This is a genomic window from Streptohalobacillus salinus, from assembly GCF_003201605.1.
Classification (GTDB): Bacteria; Bacillota; Bacilli; order Bacillales; family Amphibacillaceae; genus Streptohalobacillus; species Streptohalobacillus salinus.
In genome coordinates, this window is record NZ_QJJR01000006.1 from 18,527 (window position 1) to 41,064 (window position 22,538).

The window sequence follows — 22,538 nt, forward strand, 5'->3', positions numbered from 1 at the left end:
CCTATTCTTTAAATAGATTCTGGTCAATCTTTATTATTAATGCATGAAGAACTAGTTTTTTGATCTTTTTTATAAACGATGCGATTACGAAAAACATAGCAATACGAATTCACCATTTATTTCCAATCAAAACTAATTCAACATTTATAGAGAAATTGATTCTGATTACCAAATTTAATGGAGGGTGTATGAAAACATTTTTCCGAAAAACAATTGTAATAATTGTAATACTCATTATTATAGAACTCTTACAATATAGCATTACTAATAACTCAACTATTAAAAAGGTTAGTGATTTTTTCGAAGAAAGATCTGATATTCAATATCAGGTACAAGTGCGTGGTATTATTGATGAAATGACATATAAAAAACACATAGAGGGTTCTACGGAAGGCTATATATATACCAATATTGAAGACACTAAAAAAATTGAGAAAGAAATAATTGACGCTGTATCACAAATGGATAGGGTAGCCTCTGACATATCACTTGAAAATAATAAACATTCATTTGAACTAATCTTATATGACTCTGTACAAGACTTTAAGATGCAAACCAAAGGGATTATACCTGAAAATCATAGAGGATTAGCTGTCTATGATGGATTGGTTATTCATATGCCTGCAGAAAATATAACGCAAGATGTATTTTCTCATGAATATTTACACTTTAAAACCCATTCTTTTTCTAAAGAAAACAATCTAGAATTTTATAATTATCCAGTATGGTTTATCGAAGGTATAGCAAAGTTAAGTGAAAACTATTTTGGCATTGAAACTTCTCCTATTTTTTTAGAGAAAGTACATGCATTCAATAAAATGGATAATAAAATGAAATACGGAACATCTTATTTACAAAGTCATATCGGAATACTTAAAATTATTGAATTAAGTGGCTATGATTCAATTAAAAATATAATGTTAGAGACACGCGAAAAAGATTTCTATACAGCGTTTAAGGATGAAGTTGGAATTTCAATAGAAGAGTTAGAAAAAATGCTAACAATACAAAGCAAGATAAACCCGATTGAAAGTGGCAAAGATGCCAATGTTAGATTGAAAGAACTAGAGACCTACACAAAAACTTATCCAAATGATAGTAAGTCTTTACAATTATTAGCTTATTATTATTGGAAAGCAGGATATTATCAGCGTTCTGAAGAAACTTACAATAAATCACTAAAAATAGACCCTAACAACATTATTACCTTGAATCAATTAGCAATGATGTATGAAGATACATCAAAAAATGAAGAAGCAGTTAAAGTGAGGAAGGAAATTCATTCACTAAAAAAAAAATAAGGTCATTTACTTTTTATACAGCTTTAGAAACAGCTTACTAAAAAGAGATATTAATGATACGTTAAAATTCCCTGTTTATTTCAACATCATTCAAATTCAACTTTAGGTGCATTATTCAATAAATCACCATATAGTGTTTGGGTATTAAGAAACTGTTCTCAATCCATAATAAATGGCGAACATACAAATATGGATGTTAACTTTTTTCTATGATCTACATAAGTACTGTGCATAAAGTATTGTCATCCAATACACCATTTTGTTTCTTGTTGACTGCTTGATGCAAGAAGTAAGTTAAAAGGCAAGCTCTCTTAGTAATGAGAAAGCTTGCCTTTTCGTCTGTGGAAATCATTTTATTCTTCTGCAGTTTTCTTACTTAAGAACCATTTCTGACCGAAATAAGTCACAACTAATGCTAAAACAGATACGATTACAATTAAATAGTCTGTTTGGAGTTTCACCCAAACGAATGATGCGAGAATAATCGCATCCAAGATAAAGGCTCCCCATACAATCAGCGGATTAGCTTCTACCTTACCTTTTAATTTATAGGCTAAACCATAGTGAATTACCATATCCATAATGAGATAGAGTATTACCCCCATTGAAGCAATCCGACTTAAATCAAAGAATACCGTTAAGACCATTGCAATTACAACCGTATAGACGAGCGTGTGCTTTTGGATACCACCTGGCATACCAAAATGACTGTGCGGGATTAAGTTCATATTTGTTAACATTGCCAGCATTCGAGAAACCGCGAAAATACTAGCAATAATTCCTGAAATCGTTGCAATAATTGCGATCACAACGGTGAGCCAAACACCTGCATCACCAAGCGCTGGCGCCGCCGCTTCAGCTAGGGCATAGTCTTTGTGTTGAATGATCTGGTCGATTGCTAAGTTACTTGATACGGCCCAAGCGACAACCATGTAAACGGCTAAACTAATGATAATAGAAAAAAAGATGGCACGTCCGATATTTTTCTTCGGTTTTTCAATTTCTTCCCCTTGATTGGTTATGGTCGTAAATCCTTTAAAGGCAAGCACAGTCAACGAAATTGCCGCAATCATACTAACGATCGTCGGCTCATTCGCTGCCACTTCAGATGTCGCTGGTTCAAATGAAAAATCAACAACTATCAGTGCCGCACCTGCGAAGATCAGTAATCCAATGATTTTCAACAACGAAACAATTGAAGTAAATGATTGAATAAAGGCATTACCAGAAATATTTACTAAAAAGGCAAAGATCAGTAAACCTACTCCTAAAATTGGCACCCAGTAGTCTGCAACAGAATCATCAAATAATTGCAGCGTATAGGTACCAAATGTTCTAGCTACCAAACTTTGATTGATGACCATTGAAAAAGCCATTAGTAAAGCTGCAAATGAGGCAATGGTGCCTTTACCATATTCTTTGACCAAGTACATACCAATGCCACCTGCTGAAGGATAGGCCTGTGATAATTTATGGTACGAATAGGCACTAAATCCAGTTACGATCCCACCTGCTAAAAAGATAAACGGAAAGATTTGCCCTGATAACTCAGCTACTTGACCAAGTAACGCAAAGATACCCGCGCTAATCATGACTCCCGTTCCTAAACCAATCGCACCGATTAATTTAATACTATTCTTTTTATATTCACTCATAGTGCTCCCCCCTTAATTTATTCAATATTTCACTCATATAACTCCCTTGCTTCACATAAACAGTACCCTTATTTCAAAAGGTTCAATCATCATTTTGTCGAAAGTTACTTACACCTATCAATAAAGTCGGAATAATCCATTTGTCTACCCATTAAAAAAAGCAACTAATCCCTATGGGACAAGTTACTTTCGTTAGCTTATTGGTTAGTTATTTGTTTGTTTCTGTTCTTTTACGGTTAGGTTCCACTTACCAAAAGAAAATTTAATCAGAAACAAAATACCAAGGGCAACGACACCAATTAACATGTCGAACGTTGCCGTCGAATAGATCAACATCTTTCTCGCAATCGCATAAATCATCACATCAATCACGTTCCTTGGATCATGTTTAATTAGCATAAGCCCTAGTTCCAAACCAATAATCAACATCAATAAGTAGGAGAGTAAGCTTTGAAAATAATCATAGTCCAATAATTTATCTAATGTGCTTGATTGCAGTGTATCAATGATCAATGCGCCAGCACCACCGATTACAGCTAAGATAATCAGCGCAGCTAAAAAGATTTCAATCATCATAATGACTGAGGAGACCCTGTCTGTTAGTTTATTCACTTTTATCCGTTTGTTTGAAAAACGCTCCATATCGCTTTGCCTCCCTTACCTTCGAGAATTCTAATTTTACTACCATTTAATGACGACGTTAAACCGATGGCCACAGCGGGGACAAACCACTTGATTCGTTCCTATCTTGCGATCCAACCGCAAGACCACTGCACAATTCGAACACTTACGGTATCGTTTCGTCGGAAGGTCTTTCATGCGTTGCGTCAGTTTTTTAAAGAATCTTTTGACTTTGTTCACTAGATATAAATACTGTCGATTTTCTTGTTGGCGCTTTTGAATATTTTTTGAAAATATTCGAAAGACCGCTACGATAATTAATAATGTCATTAGCGCTGACATAATGTTCGGATAAAGATACCGACTTAAAAACAAGACGATAAAGTAAGCAATTAAGGTAGCCACATACAATTGATCCGTTCCGTTTCTACCCCGCATAAATGCAATTATTTTTTCCTTCATTTTGATTTCCCTCTCTTTTAAAACGAATGATTGCGTAAGCCTATCATAGCAAATTCTTTACTTTATCACCTAACAAAACCACTTTTGAAACGTTTGATTCCTGTGGATTAAGGGTAAGTCTTAAAATGTTAACAAAAAACTTATCGAAAGCGAGGTTATCAGTATGATTCGTTTCGAACATGTAAAAAAGACATTTCCTGATGGCACCGAAGCCATTAAAGATATTAATTTCGAAGTGAAAGCAGGCGAATTTTTTGTTTTAATCGGACCAAGTGGTTGCGGAAAAACAACAACTCTAAAAACAATTAATCGGTTGATTCCTATTTCTGATGGGACGATTTTCATTCAAAATAAGCGCATCAGCGATTATGATATTAACAGTTTAAGGTGGAATATTGGTTACGTCTTGCAACAAATCGCTCTGTTTCCTCATATGACTATTGAAGAAAATATTGCAATTGTACCAGAATTGAAGAGATGGTCAGAAACAGATATTAAAAAGCGTGTCACTGAACTTTTAGAAATGGTGGGACTTGATCCGGATACATATCGTCACAAATACCCACGTTCACTCTCAGGAGGCGAACAGCAACGTGTCGGTGTTGTTCGTGCCTTAGCTGCCGATCCTGACATTATTTTAATGGATGAACCGTTTAGCGCACTGGACCCGATTACTCGCGAGAAATTACAAGAGGATATCATTAAGCTACAGCATGACATCAAAAAAACGATTGTATTTGTCACGCATGACATTAAAGAAGCTGTTAAATTAGCTGACCGAATTTGTTTGATCCAAGATGGTAAAGTTGTTCAAATCGGTACACCAGAGGCGCTTATTCACGAACCGGCGAATGAATTCGTAAAAACGTTTACAAAAAGCGTCAAGCAACACGACCTTTCACTTGAACAATTACTTGAAAAGGATGCTCCAGTCGTTGACACTCAGTTAGCAATTAACGCACCAATCTATCGCTTCATCAAACTGTTCGCAACAGAACAGACCCTTACAGTAACCAAAAATGATGAACCGCTTGGAAACTTATCCCGCGATGTATTCATGAATCACTTCGCTACGCATATTGAAGAAGGGAGTGCGTAAAACATGAATGAATTTTTTAACACCTTTCAAAATAGACAAGATCAACTCGCAACGGCATTACTCGAACATATTCAACTTTCATTTATTGCACTTTTTTTCGCCGTTATTATTTCAATCCCACTCGGGATCTTCTTAACCCGCAGGAAGCGTATTGCTGAGAGCATCATCGGTGTAACAGCCGTTTTACAAACCATCCCGTCACTTGCGTTACTCGGTCTCTTTATCCCTTTGTTTGGGATCGGTAAAGTACCCGCCGTGATTGCGTTGGTTATTTACGCACTATTACCTATTTTGCGAAACACCTACACCGGAATCAACGAAGTTGATGACGCATTAGTTGAAGCTTCAACAGCCATGGGGATGAATACGATGAAACGCCTTGTGAAAGTCGAGCTTCCCTTAGCAATGCCCGTCATCATGGCCGGCATTCGTACCTCAATGGTGTTAATCGTCGGAACAGCAACACTAGCTGCCTTAATTGGGGCTGGCGGTCTAGGAGATATTATTTTACTTGGTATCGACCGCAACAATACTAATTTAATCTTTATTGGTGCCATTCCAGCAGCACTGCTAGCCATTCTTTTCGACTTTATTTTACGCCGTTTAGAAAAAGCGAATTACAAAACATCGATTATTACGATTGTAGTCATCATGATTCTCTCACTCGGGATTACCTTAGTGCCTCAGTGGTTAGCCAACGATGAAGAAACAATTGTGATTGGTGGTAAACTAAATGCTGAACCCGAGATACTTGTAAATATGTACAAAGCGTTAATCGAACAAGATAGTGACCTTAACGTCCGCATTCGCCCAGGTTTAGGTGGAACATCGTTTGTTTTTAGCGCATTAGAAAATGATGAGATTGATCTCTACCCTGAATTCACAGGCACCGTGCTCGGTGAGCTAATTAGAGAACAAGCCGTTAGTAGCAATGCAGAAGAGGTTTATCAACAAGCCAAAACGGGCATTAAAGAACAGTACGATATGGTCTTACTTGAGCCGATGGCTTATAACAATACCTACGCCCTAGCTGTACCGGAAGCTTTTGCGGAAGAACATAATTTAGAATCCATTTCTGATTTGCATTCCGTTGTTGATTTGATCAATGCCGGTTTCACTTTAGAATTTTCCGATCGTGAAGATGGTTATCTGGGTATTCAAGATGTTTATGATTTGAGCTTTGACTCCGTCCAAACGATGGAACCCAGTCTACGTTACAATGCGATTGAGGGAGGCGATATTAACCTTATCGATGCTTACTCAACCGATAGTAATCTCGACCGCTATGATCTACGTGTCTTAGAAGATGATCGCGAGTTATTCCCACCTTACCAAGGTGCGCCACTTCTAAAACAAAAAACGCTTGATCAATATCCCGAATTAGAAGAGATTTTAAATCAACTGGGCGGGATTGTTTCTGAAGATGAAATTCGTGCCCTTAACTACGAGGTCAATGTAAATGGTGAAGATGCCGGTGAAATTGCTCGAGAATTTTTACGACAAAAAGAATTGCTTAATCAATAGCTGATCACTAAGTCAGCCACACGAACCCTTGCGGATCATGTGGCTGACTTATTTTTGTTATTAACAGGACAATCACTGTACTTAGTTATTAATTAATCAATAACTATCTTAGCCAGAATCGACTTGCTATAATGAAAGAAAAATGATGAGGAGTGAGAAAAATGCACCACTACTTATTTGTACATTTCAAAGAAAAAACAACACCGGACGGCGAGCAAGTTTACTTCGGACTGAGTAAAGATGGCTTCAATTGGGAACCTGTTCATGACGGTCAACCCATTCTTTGGAGCTATCATGGCGATAAAGGGGTGCGTGACTTTACCATCACACGCACAAGAAAGAATACGTTTGTCATTCTAGCCACTGACTTATCACTTAGTTATGGGCTGCGCAATCAGTATCAAAATGACTGGTCAAATATCGTGAAGAACGGCAGCCATATGTTTGCCAAATGGGAATCCGATGATTTAATTCATTGGTCAAAGCAAGCAATGATTACTCTTGGTGATGATACATTCGGATGCATGTGGGCACCTGATATTATTTATGATAGCATCGCCGATAATTACCTGGTCCACTGGTCCTCCCCCCGTCGACATGATAATTTTGAAAAAATGGCCATTTACTACGCTAGAACAAAAGATTTTAAACAGTTTACTGAGCCGAAATTATTATATGAAAAAAGTGACAGCACGGTCATCGATTCAGCCATGTACCAAATCGATGATGTTTTTTATTTATTTGTTAAAAGCTTCAATAATCCCGAAGGGGTCATCTTACTAAAAAGTGCAAACATTACAGGCCCATTTAAACGCGTTGAACGGTTTGATCAAACCATTCAAACGCTACCTTCACCCTTATTTGAAGCACCCACAGGATTTCTTACGAACGACGGCGCTTTTGCCTTATTTCTTGATTATTACGGGGTCAAAGGTAAAGGCCAAGGGTATGTCCCATTTATCAGCGAAGATATCCATCAAGGACGGTTTAAAAAAGCAACCCAGTCGTTCACCTTCCCCTACGGATTTAAACATGGGACCGTTTTATCAATTTCCGCCGATGAATATCATCGGTTAAAAACACACCAATTTGAAGAATAACAGCAATAAGGATAGGCATTCCACCCCTCAGATGATACAATACCAGTATCCGCTAAAGAGATATGAGGTGAACGAACATGAAACAGGGGCGTCGCAGTTATTATTTCTTAATTATTTTTGCACTCGTTAATCTGTTCGGAACGTTAGGGTACACACTATTACTTGATATTAACGTGTTAGATGCTATGTATATGACTGTCATAACCGTTTCCACCGTTGGTTTTGGTGAAGTTGCACCACTTACCCCGTTAGCTAAAGGGTTTACCATTATTCTGATTTTTATTAGTTTAGGGTTCATTGGTTATGCTGGTACGCAACTTGTTAATTTCTTTTTCGAAGGTGAAATTAGAAACATTTGGAGGGATCGCAAATTGAAAGACAAACTTGATCATTTAAAAGACCATGTTATCGTTTGTGGCGCTGGTGAAACAGGTAGACATGTCATCGACTCTCTTCACCAAGAAAATGTTTCCTTTGTTGTCATTGAACAAAATGAAGAAAAGGTTGAATTTGTGAAAGAAGATAAAGTCATTGCATTTGTTGGGGATGCCACAACTGATGAAGCATTGGAACGCGCAGGAATCCGCCGCGCAAAGGGATTGGTTGCTGCACTTTCCACCGACGCTAATAACTTATATACCGTGCTAACCGCCCGGGAAATCAATCCGAATTTAACAATTGTTGCGCGTGCAATTAATCATAACTCTCACGACAAATTGATTCGTGCTGGTGCGAATAAAACCGTCTCTCCCAATGAAATTGGTGGTCACCGCATGGCCTCAATGTTATTAAAACCCTCTGTGATTGCTTTTCTTGATACCATTACACACTCAGGGAAAATTGACTTAAACTTAAATCAAGTAGTTATTAAGGATGGCTCTCACTTAAGTAATAAAACCTTACAAGAAGCGCATATCCCCGAAAAGACCGATTTAATCATTATTGCGATAAAGGAAGAGGGCGAAGATGACATTATCTTTAACCCGAAGAAAGATTATCCACTCAGACCAAATCAAACGTTGATTGTACTGGGTGAAGATGAGGATCTTGATAAACTTAAACACCTTGCAGAAGATAAATAAAACAGCGATGCGTCCAAGTATGAGTAGTTCCGATACTGTGGAGAAAACGAAAAAAACAGTGTAATTATCACACTAAAAATCACTATAATTAACACCTAAAATAACAGTATAAATAGCAACCAAAAACGCTTGGACATTAAAATGTCCAAGCGTTTGTTTTTTATATTGTCTTGTTCAACTAAAGCTCCCTATAGTTCAACAAGGGCTAAATGAATTAGTGTTTAGTTTTTCTGAAATATTTATATAAACTTAATAATCCCACAACTATTAAAACTGTCATAGCAATGGCGAAATAAACCGATTTAAAAGTTTGGCTAAGTGAATCCATACTACTTACCATTGCAGAACCTAAAACAAAAAATAATACTAAAACCAGCAATATTCTATTTTTCATATTTTTTATCACTCCCATAAAAATAAGTATTTTCTTCTTCAACATAACTGCCAGTTAGTTGAACAAACTCATTCAGTTCTTATATATTCATTTTAACATAAATTTTCCATTTCCCTTCAAAAAATGGCTAAATTAGTTTAGAAAGTTATCTTAGGTATATTATATCTTCTAAGTTAAACTGTTTATCTGTAATACCTATCCTTTGTGCGGGCGTTAACTTCTTGCCGTTAGGGGTTTTATACGAAAGACAGAAATTATAGCATGTCCTTAAAATCGTTAAAACATATTGGGCGTATTTCGGATTAAAATTGGCATAAATATAGCTTTTACCATCGCCACTTGCTGTCATTAAGGGTCTTTCTAGGATGGATAGATTCCGACGAATTTGCTGCATAAAACTGTTGGTGGAATTATCCGTTACATTCATTACCATCTTAGCGATATCTTTCGGCTCTAAAGCCGATAAATCCGTTGTGCAATCTACTTGATGGATTCCTTTATCCCTAGAAGCTAATGGGTAGTCTATCGGGTTTTTAGCCCAATCTTTATAAGTATGTGTAGTCGTTTTTACTTCCTTATGGAATTGCTGTGTTTCAAAAACTTCCTTTAGCACAAAATAAGCCAACTTATACAAATTCTGCGTTTCATATCCTATGTGATGACCCCAATCCAACAAATCGTACTTCGCACTCTTATACTCGTTTTCACATTGTTTTTTTGACTTACTTTTATCCGCGATATCCAAGAAATGATGTGCATCAGCTAACTTAATTTCCTTTGAGAAAACTCTAAAAAATGCTGAAATAATGGATGAACCATTATCACTTATCATTCTCCACTCATCAGCCTGTATCATTTGTTTAATCAACCAAAAGTGAGCCATCGTTGTGTAAGTTGGGTTAACGTGCAAACCATCCACATATTGCATTCTTTTCTTGAATGTGTTTAGTTCAGCTTTGTACTAACTTTGCGTTTGATTATCATTCGGCGATGGTTCTTGAGGGTAATAAGAAAAGTCTAAACGATTGTTTTTCTTACTGAAATCATTAAGGTGATCTTCCTTATAAAGAGCTGTATCTAGTTTCAAATCCTCAACAGTCATTTCCCAATCGTATGCGACATCGGCTCTAAATACATATCTTGAAAGTGCATCTGCTGACACTACAACGTAAGTTTGAACTGGGTTATCTTCCAAGCCAGCATACTTCTTTACCCCCTGCCCCTTTTTACGGACGTTGTTTAAGTTGTAGTACAATTTATCTGTATTTATATATACTTCTTTAAATGATTTTTCAGAAAACGCTTTTGTTTCGAACTTTTCTAGAAACTCTAAACAGCATCGGTACAACCATTCTAATTTATTGTAGTAAGTGCTCACACCGATATCTAAACTATCACAAGTTCTACTAATAGCATTTTTGTTTACTAGAAGCTTTGCGAACAAGGGCAAAATATCATTTCTTTTCTGATTATAAGTTGTTGATTGTCGTTTGTTCGGTATAGCGCTTGTCTTTTTCTTACAAACTTTACATTGCCATCGCTGAGCGTTATTCATAGTCATCCCTCTGTTTGGATGAACAGGGTCAGGACTACATACGATCCCTTTTCTACTTCCAGTACCATTCAACTTATATCTGGATGGTCTCCCTTTGACGGTTTCAAATTTTACTTGGTCTTGTCCACATCACTTACAAAAAGGATTTATGCAAAAATTGTATTGAATTTACTGGCAAAAACAGCATATGGTTATAACGATAGGCAAATTTTTTATCAGAAAGCAAGACATACTTTTTTTCTATCTTTGATTTCTTCGTCACTGATAGGGTTATGAACAATGACGATACCATCTTCCTTTTTTACTAGCCTCTGTATTTTAGCTAAGTTTTTGTTCCTCCATTTTCTCTTCTAAACCCATCTTACTAACCATCCCCTTATTGTTTTTTGCACTATTAACCCATTGGATAAACCCCTCATCGTCTAAAAGTTTTTCAAGGTACAATTCAACTACTTCACTTTCCGTGTACTCACAGTATTCAGCATAGTTCTTAATGATTTCTCGGACTTTTTCAGATATTAACCAATCAACTTTTTCTGCCTTCTTATTCTTTGGTTTAATAAACTCCATTACCAAATTCAACCTTTCTAAATTAACAACCCAAATAACAACCGAATTAGAACCCTAATTAACATAGCAAAAAAAACGATTGACAATAGCTATTGTCAATCTGTTATTTAGTATGATATTTCTATTGTGATTTTATACATTAATTATACATAAACGTTAATATAACGGTAATTAAAAGAGCCCAAATCACATAGTGATTCGGGCTTCTATTTGGTATGTTATTTTTTATTTTCTCCACCGAAACGGAACTACTTAGTCCAAGCACCGCTGTTTTTTCGTTTGTTACATGCATGATTGATTTGTTTATAGCGCTTGAAAAGTCACCGCTGTAATACTCACACCCGGTTTAACATCGGCAAAGGTCATTTGGTAATAGCCTTTTGCTAGTGAAACTTTCGGTAGTTTTTGTTCGATGCTTGCATCAGTTGAACCATTCGCTTGTACCGTTGCTACATTCACATCATTCAAGAGAATTGCCGTTGCCACTTGGGATAAATCCTCTCCTTGTGACACATATTCTGCATATAAGCGATACGTTGCCGTCTTCTTAATTTCAATGGTCACTGAGGCGTGTGATTGAATCACCACTCGCCCATGTTCCGGCAGTGGCGTTACTTCCTGCTCGATTGCTGATGTCTCTGGGATAAACCCAACATGGTCACGAAAAACTTGTTTGCGATTAAAGACTGGTGCTTCCATCAAGAACGACAAGATGTTCTGCACAGACCGTTGAAGTTCTGCACGCGTCAGCGTCCCTGTTTTTAGTCCTTTGAGCGTCTGATCATTGCTTTGATTGGTTTCAGCGCCGTAATTATTGACGACCATATACAAATCATTTTGTGCACGAAGCATATGGTCTGTGTAACTAGCCGCTGCTGGACCACCGAAAACAGGATCGTTCATAACTGCCCACCAATCCGTCATAACAATGCCGCGATATCCCCACTCTTTACGTAAAATCGTTGTATTCAAATCATAGTTTGAGGCAGACCAATGGCCATTGATTGGGTTATAAGCGGTCATGATTCCCTTTACTTGTCCATTTTTTACGGCCATTTCAAATCCCTTTAAATAAATCTGTCTTAATGCACGTTCAGAAACAACCGCATCAACCTTATTGCGCGAGGCTTCTTGTGAGTTACAAGCAAAATGCTTCACTGTTGCATGTGCACCACTTGCCATAATGCCTTTAATATTACTTACCGCCATCACCCCTGTTAAAAGCGGATCTTCTGAGAAATACTCAAAATTGCGGCCGTTAAGCGGGTGACGATGAATATTTATCCCCGGTCCCAGTAACATATCAATCTCATTTTGACGTAGCTCTTTTCCTTCAAATCTGTATAACGCTTCGACAAGTTCCGGGTTAAAAGTTGCCGCAAGTAATGTACCAATTGGTACTTGTGTCGCTTTATGTCCGCTGTCCATTCGAATACCTGACGGTCCGTCCGCACAACTCGCTACTGGAATCCCTAAGGAGACGAGACGATCACTCAACCCGCCAAAAGCCGATGCTGTTCCAGGCGTAACAAGTGGACTCACCATCCCTTCACCACGAACAAGGATGGCCAGTTCTTCATCTGTTAGTTGGCCAGTAAAGGTCGCTAAACTCACTTCACCTGCCGCTACTTGTTTTAAGGTATAGCACTGATTTTCTACCTTTTGAATTTCAGCTGGTATACGGGCTGTAATCCGGGATTGGAGATCTACCATTCGGGTCGGGACATCCTCATAAGCGATGCGATACTCGCCATTTGCCTGACGTTCGCCAGGCTTGATGCGCTTAAATGCTTTTACTGGAGCTAACGCTTCTTCTTGCTCAGCAACAAGGCGCGTTGTCTTTAGGGTGAAAGGTTCCCCCTCAACCTCCAGCTCGTACAGTTCACGCACACTCCTACCCAAATAAAATAAGTACCGACCTGCTTCAAGAACATAGGACGATTTATAACCCGTTACACCACTGTCATCGTATGTTGCTAAAGCAGCCAGTGAAACATCGAAGCTAACCGTTGTTTCTGCACCTACTTCAAGTAATTCAGTCTTTTTAAAGCCAATTAACTCCCGCGCTGGTTGACCTAATTGTCCTTGGGGTAAACTTACATAGGCCTGTACAGTTTCTTTCCCTGGGTAACTCCCCGTGTTAGTAACCGTCACTGAAAAGCTAAGGCGGTCTTCATTTGTATCATAACGCAATAATTCGTCACGCCATTCAAACGTCGTGTAAGAAAGTCCGTACCCAAATGGATATTGGACCGCTTGCTTGTTAAAGGTTTCGAAATAACGGTAACCTACATAAATGTCTTCTTGATAAATGTTTTCGGCCTTGCCACCATAGTTAGCGTTTGAAGGATAGTCTTCAAGTCGATGAGCAATCGTATCTGGCAATTTCCCGCTCGGTGTTACTTTCCCTACTAAAACATCACTACACGCACGCCCACCTTCCATGCCGCCATGCCAACTATACAATAATCCTGATACCTTAAACCGCATCATCCAACTGGTATCAATAATATTAGACGTGTTGAGTACAACGATCACGTGCCTGAAGCTCTCACTTACTTGTTTGATCAAACCTTCTTCTCTTTCTGTTAAGTAATAGCTCCCTCGTTCAGCTAAATTATCTTGATCTTCACCAGCAGTGCGGCCAATGACAACGATTGCTTTATCGTTGCGTTTACTTGCTAAATCGATTACTTCCTTATCTACCGGCATTTCTTGTTGGAACCAAGGTTCTGCAGCCCAACCTCCGCCCCCATTATCAAACGGGTGGGCTTTAAGCCAATCCATATACAAGTGATCAACTGTCTCGTCGATCATGAGCATTTGTGTTTCCTTTAAACTATCTTTGAGGTTTGTCGTGTAACTCACATTGACACTTCCTCCTGAACCGGTCCCACTCCGGTAATAATCATATTGAATCCGGCCAAAGATAGCGACTTTTTCACCCTTCTTAAGCGGTAAAACTTGTTGCTCATTTTTTAATAAGACAGCACCTTCAGCTGCAACTTCCCGTGAAAATGCTGCAAATCCTTCTATTGGTACTCCAATTTTGTCCTGCATCTTTCATCCTCCCTACGGTTACATCACTACCTTCACCTTATCAGAAAGCGCTTACGATAACCACCCTACAAATCCGTGACAAAACCCAGTAAAAATCAGTGGAGACACGCCCTGCACATATTAATCCAATGCAAAAAGGCCACTCACTGGTTAGCCTTCCAGCGAGTAACCTTTATTCTTTTGCTAGATTCACTAGTCTTTTAACTGTTTATTTTTGCATGTTGCTTGATAAAATTTATTTCCACCAGAAAGATTTGATACGTTCGTAAACCCGTGATTAAGTAAAATATTTTGGACCGCATTTCCCGTTGTCCCAGAATTACAGTACGTTACTGTCGGTAAATGCTTATCAAGGTCTTTAATTTTATCGCGAATCAAGGCATGAGGTATGTTAATTGCACCATCAACACAAGCTTTATAAAACTGTTCTTCTGCTCGTGTATCAATGATTTGCATTGGGCGCTCGTCTTTTTGGTCTTCGAGCAGTGACTGCGCTGTTTTCACTGGACGGCCCTTATTAATTGCGTTATCCAAAATCATCCCACTATAGTGAACAGGATCTTTCGTCGTTGAAAACGGAGGTGCATAAGCCAAATCAAGATGGAAGAGCTCATCTACAGTAGCACCATACGTAATTAAGGTTGCAAAGATATCAATCCGTTTGTCCACACCCTCGCGTCCAACAATCTGAACACCGAGAAGTTTTCCTGACGTTTGATCAGCAATTGATTTAATACACATTTCCGTACCACCAAAGTAAGCTGGCTTATCTGGTTTAATGTTGTGCGAAATCACCACATCATACCCTTCTCTCCGAGCTTCTCGTTCATTTAAACCGGTGTTTGCAATCGTCAAATCAAATAATTTATAGATGCTCGTTCCAATAATTCCTTTAAAGCGTAAACTTCCACCAGTTAAAGCATCACCTGCAATTCGACCCGTTTTATTGGCCGTTGAACCAAGCGGACGATACACAGCATCTTGAGCTAGTAAGTGGTTTGTTTCAATACAGTCACCACAGGCATAGACATCTGAAAGATTGGTTTCCATTTTATTATCAACTTTAATTGCACCTGTTGTTCCTAGTTCGACCCCGATTGTTTGTGCTAAATCCACATTGGGTTTGACACCTGTTGCCATAATAACCATATCCGCATTCAATACTTCACCAGTGTTTAAAGCTACTTGATGATTATCGACCTTAGTCACCGTTGTTTCTTTCATGATCGTTATCTTTTTCTTGATGAGCAACGCTTCCAAATAATCAGCCATATCACGATCTAAATTCGGCGTAATTTTATCCATCATTTCAACAATTGTCACTTTAATATCTAGTGCCATTAAGTTTTCAAGCATCTCAAAACCAATAAACCCTGTGCCCACGATAACGGCCTCTTTTGGTTGCTCGTGATCAATGAACGCTTTTATGCGACGTGCATTTGCAGGTGTGCGTAATGAAAAGACATGACTTAAATCAACACCTTCAATTGGCGGCAAGCTCGTTTTTGCTCCTGTTGCGATCACGAGTTTATCAAAGGTATCGGTAAATACTTCATCTGTTGCTAAATTTTTAACCGACACTTTTTTTTCTTGATAATTAATCCCCATGACGAGGTGCCCTGTATGGATATCAATATTGTATTTTTTCTTAAAGAACGCCGGGTTACGTGGCGTGAGTTGATCAATTGACTCAACCTCTTCACCGATAAAATATGGAAGCCCACAACCTGAGTATGAGATATCTTGATCTTTTTCATAAATCACTATATCTAGATCATCTTGATTTCGGCGTGCTTTTGCTGCCGCTGATGTCCCTGCCGCCACTGCACCAATTACGATTAATTTCATTATTAACACCCTCCAACTGCTTAATTTTCACCTTGTTTAGCTAGATCTGAATTCTGTTGACTTATCTTCTGTTTTAGACACTTCTACTTCTATATATAAGCATTTACTTATATACTAAGGTGGATTCATTTATTTAGCAAGTCTTTCCTTCTATCTTTACAGAACTTTAACATTTTATGACCCATCGAAAACAAGATCAATCCACTGTTTTATTTCAGTTGGACTAGGGTAAATATTTATACGGGCTAAAATGATAAAGTTAGTTTGCAGCTTACTGTTCACCTATTTTCTACGATCAAAGTTGTGACAAAATTAAATGCGTTAGTAACGGCTTCATTCGTACATCACTGTCTTACTGGTTTAGTTTCTTCACAACATGGTAGAAAACTAACGTAATAAATAATGAATCACTTATTGAAAGGAGTGGTGGTATGCTTTGGACAATTATTAGTATTTTACTGCTCATTTGGATTGTCGGCTTCCTCTTTGATGTCGGTAGCCTTATTCATGTCTTGCTCGTCGTTGCACTAATTGTGTTTATCGCAAGAATGTTGCGAGGAAACAAATAATAGATGCATGCAAAGCACGTTAAAAAGGTTCCTTGAAAAGGAACCTTTTTAATCGTTATTTAAGTTTTTGGCAGCCAATTATTTATTAGTCGTTCATATACTAACAACAATCCTTTGATTGACATTTCTCGCGTTTGAACTCAAGCTCAATCGTGACATGATCAATGCCCTCGTCATGCAAAATCTCACGCACGTGTTTTTTCGTTTCAATTAAATCATCACTCGATTGATTATCATCCACCTCGAGGTGAACCGACATCATAATTCGTTCACCGTCAAGTGTCCATAAGTGAACATGGTGTGTATCCAAAGCTAATTTCTCTTTTAAAATCTGTTGTAACGCATCACGGTCAATACCTTTTGGAGCCCGCTGTAAAAATATAGCTAAGATATCTTTCAAATTCATCACAACATTATAGAGAATATACGCTGTAATTCCTAATGATAAGATCGGATCAAGAATCGGCCAATCAACAAACATTAAAACGATACTCGCAACAAGCAAAACGGCCCAACCGAGGACATCCTCCATCAAATGCCACGATACGACTTTTTCATTAATGGATGATCCTTTTTTCAATCGGATCACCGCTAAACCATTAATGACAATTCCTAAAATAGCTAAGAAAAACATCCCAGTAGCTTCAACCGGTTCTGGATTTAACAATCGGGGAATCGCATGATACAAAATAAGAATTGAACCCACTACAATCACGACACTGTTGATAAACGCACCAAGTAGTGAAAAACGTGCATAGCCAAAAGTAAATGTATCGTCAGGTTTTTTTCCTGCTACCTTTTCTAAAAACCAAGCAATCCCCAACGATAATGAATCCCCTAAGTCGTGTAACGCATCCGAAAGAATTGCCATACTATTGGTCAATAATCCACCGATTATTTCAATAATCGTGAAGGATACATTTAGAAAAAATGCAACTTTAATATTTCCAGTTTGATTATGATGGTCATGCTCATGATTATGTCCCATCTGTCTTCCTCCTTTTTCTCGCATTAGAAAACCTATCACTCGCCGCGATTGTCGTATGACAAGTGGCTCTTCAGCTAAAACAAAGATAGCTGTCTTGCAGCTAAACCTTCTTCATCAATATCAAGCATCTGTTTTAACATTTTGCCATTATCCGAAGCATCCGTGCCAGAATTATTATTAAAAATCACATAAACTTCTTTAGTTACCTTTTCTAGCGCTAAAATTGTCTTCTTTATTTCTTCCAATTCAATTTTATTATAACGGTATAAGTAACGAACTTCACGCCAATTTGTTTCTTTATCTTCAGGACGTGTCCAACCCGCTCGATTCCGTCCATGCAAGCGAATCAGTACTTTATCTTTATGCGTCGATATCGGTACGAACGGCACCGATCCATCACCGACTTGCGGTTCATCTGCTATACTATGATAAAACGTTAATTTTTTTAGGTATTCAATTGTTTCTTCTCGGTGAGCTTTCTTGTACCAACTCTGGTTTCGAAACTCTATCGCCACTGGAAGATTCCCCATTTTTTGTTTTACGTAGCGCAAATATAATAGATGGTCTTTACTTACATCAAACCAAGGGGGAAATTGAAACAATACCATCGCTAATTTACCAGCATCAATAAATGGTTTAAGTGAAACTTTGAATGTTTCAAACATCTCGCTCTTCGATTGATAGTGATCGTCACCACGCGCATGACCGGTCATGCCCTGATAAGCTTTGACAATAAACTTAAAATCAGTCGGGGTTTCATTCACCCACTTCAATGTATTCTTCTCAGGTTGTATCGCATAAAAAGAAGCATCCACCTCGACACAGATAAAATGTGCAGCATATGTTGCCAGCTTGTCCTGAGGTTTCACACCACTTGCATATAGTTTATGATGATCGCCCCAGCCTGTTAAACCAATATGTATCATTATGCGTCACCTCTCACCTCTTTTTAAAGTTCTTAAAAAGGTTATTCCCCTTCTTGATTCGTGTTACACCTATTCATTCAAATGTTCGTTTGATTATATAATCATTCTAATACGCGTTTGAATGTTAGTCAAGCATTTGTTTATTATTGTGCAATGCCCTAAATCTCCTTCCGTTCATTCTCAACAACAAAAAAAGAGACGCAATTGCATCTCTTCACAAAAAATCTTTCACCCAGTTATTTGCTATCGCTTACCAAAAACGAAACGAATGAAAATCAAAGCTGCTACCTGGTAAGAAAATGAAGGTCACCACTTGTTTGCCATAAACCGGATCCAATTGAAAATCTTTTTCCGTTAATCCCTCAGTTTCAGTAAATTCTATAACTTGTTTTTCCTCTGTTGCTCCATCAGAAAATCGAATATGAATGGTGTTTTTGTCAATCGGTGAATGACCTGTTAAACCGATATGCGTGACGCCAGCTTCACCAAAATCAAAATCATTAAAGGTAAGGGATACATTGTTGCCAATTCCTGCAACTCGATCTTCCTGCATGGTAAAGGTATCACCATAAATTGCATCTGCCTCTACCGCTTTATTGATTTGATCTTTACGATTATATGGTATGAATTGCAAGCCTTTGACATGCATTTTATCCTCTGTAACAAAATAGATATCATGAATACCAGTAAGGCGCTTCGCCAATTGATAAGTTTCCGGCTGGTAGACATTCCAGATCGATGCTTTTTGGTAGCTGCCATCACAGACAAGGGTTGCATCTGGGGTCGCAGGTTTACCGTCCCATATTTGCAGACGATATTTCTCGTCATTTAAGGTAAAGATCGGTAACGTGATCTGATTCGAACCCATAGCCCCAAAATCAATATTAGAAAATCCAATCACTGTCTCCCCATCTCTTCCTGTCGCAAAACCGCGTTCATTCCCACTTGAAACTTCACCTATATGATCATCATAAAGACTGCCAGAAATCAGTTGATACGGATCCTTATAAGCAATGCCTAAATCGGTTGCAGTAAAATCAAGCTCTGAAATTAAGCGCACCTTTTTGCTACCATTTCGACTCGTGGCTCGGAGTCGAAAATTCCCGTCACCTCTTGCGGTTACTTTGACCATACCTTCTTCTTCATCAAGTGCTGCTAAAGTTGTTTTTGCGCCTCCATCCGTAACGACCGAAAACTCAATTGCGTGATACGTTGCTTCCGGGGGATAAACATGATAATCGACAGCAACGGTTGGAACGTCTTGATTTAAAACTTTCCCACCTCGAGGAACCAAATCGATTTTTCGAATCGGCACTTCGTCTTCATTTCCTAAAACTAGCGGCATCGGCAGATTGCGTGAGTATACCGACTGTTTTGTAACTGTTCCGCTCGCGCACGCTTCAAGCGTTAATACCTCTGGTCTCATGCCTTTACTTGTTACTTCTACAGTGATTGGTCCAAATTCGTCAGTTGCTTGAATAAGCGCCATTAACTTACCGCTAAACAAGCGTCGACTTAATCCTTTATATGGATCCCTGTCGGTACTGTCTCCGTTATCTAAGCCAACTAGGCGACCAGCACCAGTCACGTTAACCGCTACGCGATTGTTCGCATTTCTTACGTATTCTCCTACTTCATCCCGCATTTGAATAGTGACAAACACAAGGTCCTCATTATTTGCTTCCATCGTCATTTTATTCGCCGATACATCAATTACTTTGGCATCACCAAAGCTGCTCATACGGTCTGTCGCAATAATTGTCTCATTCTCATCATAAGCAACAGCTGTTAATTCGCCTGGTTCAAAGGTGATTGGAATCGTCGGCACAATATTTAAACCTTGAACATGGTCAATGGTTTGATGACTAATTAGCGTACCGTTTAAAAACAACTTAAAGATTGGTGCATTCGTAGCAACTCGTACATCAATGGTTTGACCTGGATTAAAGTCCCAGTACGGAAACAAATGAATCATTGGCGCATCTTTATAGTTGGTCCAACCCGCTTGATAAATAAAATAGGTATCTTTTTTAAAGGTTGCTGTATCTAATTGACCAAAATAAGCGTTTTTCGTATGGTAAGGCGTAGGTTCACCAATGTAATCAAACCCCGTCCAAATGAATTGCCCTAATGAAAACGGTGTATCACGTTCCGTTGTAATACAAAATTCTGGCGAAGTTGCTCCCCAACTTGTTGCGCTATTTCCTAATGCTGAACATTGTTCATCATCATCCGCTAAAATTGATTTATCATAAGGGAAATGATAAACTCCCCTACTTTGTACAACTGATGCCGTTTCACTTCCATAGATTACCCAATCCGGATGCGCAAGATGATGCGCACGGTAGTATTTTTCGGCATAATTATAACCGGCAAGTTTAACTAAGTCAGCGCAAGCTTGTGCATTTTTCCATGGCATAAAATTAGAGCCAATCGTTGGGCGCGCATTTTCTTTTGGATCGTATTGAGCAACGAGTGCCATTAGTTGTTTTGTAACCGCTTGGCCACGTTCGCTCGCATGCGTATCATAAATTTCATTTCCAATACTCCACATTAAAAGACTCACATGGTTTCTATCTCTTTCGATCCAACTCTTCACATCTCGATTCACCCAGTCTTTAAAAAAACGGGCGTAATCATAAGGTGTTTTTTGACGTTCCCACATATCAAACGCTTCAGAAACAACAAAAAATCCCATCTCATCACAGAGTTCCATTACTGCTTTAGCTGGCATGTTATGGGCTGTTCGAATCCCGTTAACCCCCATCTCTTTTAAGAGCTGTAATCGGTAACGCATCGCTTCTTTGTTAAAGCGCGCACCTAGGGCACCTAAATCATGATGCTCACAAACCCCCTGTATTTTCATCTGTTTACCGTTGACGATTAATCCGACTGAGGGGTCCATTACGACATCTTTAAAACCAAACCGCTCCGATTGCTGATCAACTAGCGTGCCCTCAATGACAAGCTTCGTGGTTAATTCATACAAATGCGGCGTTTCTGGTGACCATAGATGTGGCGTTGGCACCACAAGCGACTGTGCAACTACCGCGTCCGTTACCGGCATGATTGCTTCCGCTACGCTTATTCCCGCTTTCGTAATTGTTTGAATCAGTTGACCTTGATGTGGCCGTTTAACCGTTGTCTCTAATTCGACAACCCAATCATCCTTTAATTTGCGTGTGTGCACATAGACCCCATGTGTTGTAATATAATCATCGGCGCGTTCAATTAAATAGACGTCACGATAAATGCCAGCACCAGAGTACCAACGACTGTTTGGCGCTTGGTGTGTTACTTTCAGTTCAATCATATTCTCTCCCACATGAAGGTATGGGCTAATGTCTGCTTCAAAACTTGAATACCCATACTTCCATTCAAATGCAATTTGCCCATTCACGTACAAGACGCTATCCATGTAAACGCCTTCAAAATAGAGACTAACGTTTGGTACTGTCGCATGATAATAATACGGTCGTCGATACCAACCGATACTGTCTTCATATAGTGCTTCTGTTTGGTAGATCAGCCAATCGTGCGGCAATGCTACTGGTTGATAATCTCTAATTTCCGGGGTAGCCTCTAAGTGGGTTTTTGCGAACACCCACCCATCATTAAATAATGTTTTTTTATTCATCACGCTGTACCTCCCATATACTCAATCAAATAATTTTTTCATCGTTTTATGTCCCTTCAACTCTACCAGAAAGCGCTTTAATGATATACATCAAAAAGTAGATGAAAAAACCTATAAAATCTAGTTAAATGCAATTAACAAAAAAGA

17 protein-coding genes are annotated in these 22,538 nt (G+C 38.6%); 6 read left to right on the forward strand and 11 right to left on the reverse strand.

Annotated features, from left to right (window positions below):
• Nucleotides 1-188: 188 nt before the first annotated feature.
• Entirely contained in the window at nt 189-1,301 is a 1,113-nt protein-coding gene (locus DES38_RS06615; RefSeq protein WP_110251323.1) for a tetratricopeptide repeat protein, read from the forward strand.
• Between the two features lie 353 nt (nt 1,302-1,654).
• On the opposite strand, the gene DES38_RS06620 is transcribed toward DES38_RS06615, so the two are convergent.
• From DES38_RS06620 to DES38_RS06630, 3 genes are all read right to left on the reverse strand, one after another.
• On the reverse strand, nt 1,655-2,956 hold the full coding sequence (locus DES38_RS06620; RefSeq protein WP_110251324.1) for an APC family permease: 1,302 nt from the start codon (nt 2,954-2,956) through the stop codon (nt 1,655-1,657).
• A 204-nt stretch (nt 2,957-3,160) separates the two neighbouring features.
• Complete coding sequence (locus DES38_RS06625; RefSeq protein ID WP_110251325.1) at nt 3,161-3,598, reverse strand: hypothetical protein; 438 nt, start codon at nt 3,596-3,598, stop codon at nt 3,161-3,163.
• Between the two features lie 39 nt (nt 3,599-3,637).
• The gene (locus DES38_RS06630; protein ID WP_110251326.1) at nt 3,638-4,039 is read right to left on the reverse strand and encodes a hypothetical protein; all 402 of its coding nucleotides are present in this window, start codon (nt 4,037-4,039) and stop codon (nt 3,638-3,640) included.
• Nucleotides 4,040-4,202: 163 nt separating this feature from the next.
• Between DES38_RS06630 and DES38_RS06635 the strand changes: the two genes are divergently transcribed.
• From DES38_RS06635 to DES38_RS06650, 4 genes are all read left to right on the forward strand, one after another.
• Nucleotides 4,203-5,138: an ABC transporter ATP-binding protein gene (locus tag DES38_RS06635; protein WP_110251327.1), complete on the forward strand. Its 936-nt coding sequence runs from the start codon at nt 4,203-4,205 to the stop codon at nt 5,136-5,138.
• A 3-nt stretch (nt 5,139-5,141) separates the two neighbouring features.
• Nucleotides 5,142-6,662, forward strand: coding sequence for an ABC transporter permease/substrate-binding protein (locus tag DES38_RS06640; RefSeq protein ID WP_110251328.1), 1,521 nt, complete (start codon nt 5,142-5,144; stop codon nt 6,660-6,662).
• 161 nt (nt 6,663-6,823) lie between these two features.
• On the forward strand, nt 6,824-7,762 hold the full coding sequence (locus DES38_RS06645; RefSeq protein WP_110251329.1) for a glycoside hydrolase family 43 protein: 939 nt from the start codon (nt 6,824-6,826) through the stop codon (nt 7,760-7,762).
• 77 nt (nt 7,763-7,839) lie between these two features.
• The gene (locus tag DES38_RS06650; protein ID WP_110251330.1) at nt 7,840-8,844 is read left to right on the forward strand and encodes a potassium channel family protein; all 1,005 of its coding nucleotides are present in this window, start codon (nt 7,840-7,842) and stop codon (nt 8,842-8,844) included.
• Nucleotides 8,845-9,383: 539 nt separating this feature from the next.
• On the opposite strand, the gene DES38_RS12100 is transcribed toward DES38_RS06650, so the two are convergent.
• From DES38_RS12100 to DES38_RS06675, 5 genes are all read right to left on the reverse strand, one after another.
• Entirely contained in the window at nt 9,384-10,157 is a 774-nt protein-coding gene (locus DES38_RS12100; RefSeq protein WP_245881978.1) for a hypothetical protein, read from the reverse strand.
• Nucleotides 10,158-10,199: 42 nt separating this feature from the next.
• Entirely contained in the window at nt 10,200-10,793 is a 594-nt protein-coding gene (locus tag DES38_RS12105) for a hypothetical protein (RefSeq protein ID WP_245881979.1), read from the reverse strand.
• Nucleotides 10,794-11,111: 318 nt separating this feature from the next.
• Nucleotides 11,112-11,363, reverse strand: coding sequence for a hypothetical protein (locus DES38_RS06665; protein WP_110251332.1), 252 nt, complete (start codon nt 11,361-11,363; stop codon nt 11,112-11,114).
• Nucleotides 11,364-11,666: 303 nt separating this feature from the next.
• Nucleotides 11,667-14,423, reverse strand: coding sequence for a glycoside hydrolase family 3 protein (locus tag DES38_RS06670; RefSeq protein ID WP_110251333.1), 2,757 nt, complete (start codon nt 14,421-14,423; stop codon nt 11,667-11,669).
• A 192-nt stretch (nt 14,424-14,615) separates the two neighbouring features.
• A complete protein-coding gene (locus DES38_RS06675; protein WP_110251334.1) occupies nt 14,616-16,271 on the reverse strand; it encodes an FAD-dependent oxidoreductase in 1,656 nt (551 codons plus the stop codon).
• Between the two features lie 431 nt (nt 16,272-16,702).
• Between DES38_RS06675 and DES38_RS06680 the strand changes: the two genes are divergently transcribed.
• Nucleotides 16,703-16,840: a lmo0937 family membrane protein gene (locus DES38_RS06680; protein ID WP_110251335.1), complete on the forward strand. Its 138-nt coding sequence runs from the start codon at nt 16,703-16,705 to the stop codon at nt 16,838-16,840.
• A gap of 100 nt (nt 16,841-16,940) precedes the next feature.
• Here DES38_RS06680 and DES38_RS06685 read toward each other — a convergent pair whose 3' ends face one another.
• From DES38_RS06685 to DES38_RS06695, 3 genes are all read right to left on the reverse strand, one after another.
• Nucleotides 16,941-17,828, reverse strand: a complete 888-nt coding sequence (locus DES38_RS06685; RefSeq protein ID WP_110251336.1) for a cation diffusion facilitator family transporter — start codon at nt 17,826-17,828, stop codon at nt 16,941-16,943.
• A gap of 74 nt (nt 17,829-17,902) precedes the next feature.
• Nucleotides 17,903-18,754, reverse strand: coding sequence for a DUF72 domain-containing protein (locus tag DES38_RS06690; RefSeq protein WP_110251337.1), 852 nt, complete (start codon nt 18,752-18,754; stop codon nt 17,903-17,905).
• 250 nt (nt 18,755-19,004) lie between these two features.
• Entirely contained in the window at nt 19,005-22,391 is a 3,387-nt protein-coding gene (locus tag DES38_RS06695; RefSeq protein ID WP_110251338.1) for a glycoside hydrolase family 2 TIM barrel-domain containing protein, read from the reverse strand.
• Nucleotides 22,392-22,538: the final 147 nt, after the last annotated feature.

Bases quoted from the DNA above. Each gene is read 5' to 3' on its own strand.
- DES38_RS06615 (WP_110251323.1), top strand. From the start codon at position 189: ATGAAAACATTTTTCCGAAAAACAATTGTAATAATTGTAATACTCATT.
- DES38_RS06620 (WP_110251324.1), bottom strand. From the start codon at position 2,956: ATGAGTGAATATAAAAAGAATAGTATTAAATTAATCGGTGCGATTGGT.
- DES38_RS06625 (WP_110251325.1), bottom strand. From the start codon at position 3,598: ATGGAGCGTTTTTCAAACAAACGGATAAAAGTGAATAAACTAACAGAC.
- DES38_RS06630 (WP_110251326.1), bottom strand. From the start codon at position 4,039: ATGAAGGAAAAAATAATTGCATTTATGCGGGGTAGAAACGGAACGGAT.
- DES38_RS06635 (WP_110251327.1), top strand. From the start codon at position 4,203: ATGATTCGTTTCGAACATGTAAAAAAGACATTTCCTGATGGCACCGAA.
- DES38_RS06640 (WP_110251328.1), top strand. From the start codon at position 5,142: ATGAATGAATTTTTTAACACCTTTCAAAATAGACAAGATCAACTCGCA.
- DES38_RS06645 (WP_110251329.1), top strand. From the start codon at position 6,824: ATGCACCACTACTTATTTGTACATTTCAAAGAAAAAACAACACCGGAC.
- DES38_RS06650 (WP_110251330.1), top strand. From the start codon at position 7,840: ATGAAACAGGGGCGTCGCAGTTATTATTTCTTAATTATTTTTGCACTC.
- DES38_RS12105 (WP_245881979.1), bottom strand. From the start codon at position 10,793: ATGAATAACGCTCAGCGATGGCAATGTAAAGTTTGTAAGAAAAAGACA.
- DES38_RS06665 (WP_110251332.1), bottom strand. From the start codon at position 11,363: ATGGAGTTTATTAAACCAAAGAATAAGAAGGCAGAAAAAGTTGATTGG.
- DES38_RS06670 (WP_110251333.1), bottom strand. From the start codon at position 14,423: ATGCAGGACAAAATTGGAGTACCAATAGAAGGATTTGCAGCATTTTCA.
- DES38_RS06675 (WP_110251334.1), bottom strand. From the start codon at position 16,271: ATGAAATTAATCGTAATTGGTGCAGTGGCGGCAGGGACATCAGCGGCA.
- DES38_RS06680 (WP_110251335.1), top strand. From the start codon at position 16,703: ATGCTTTGGACAATTATTAGTATTTTACTGCTCATTTGGATTGTCGGC.
- DES38_RS06685 (WP_110251336.1), bottom strand. From the start codon at position 17,828: ATGGGACATAATCATGAGCATGACCATCATAATCAAACTGGAAATATT.
- DES38_RS06690 (WP_110251337.1), bottom strand. From the start codon at position 18,754: ATGATACATATTGGTTTAACAGGCTGGGGCGATCATCATAAACTATAT.
- DES38_RS06695 (WP_110251338.1), bottom strand. From the start codon at position 22,391: ATGAATAAAAAAACATTATTTAATGATGGGTGGGTGTTCGCAAAAACC.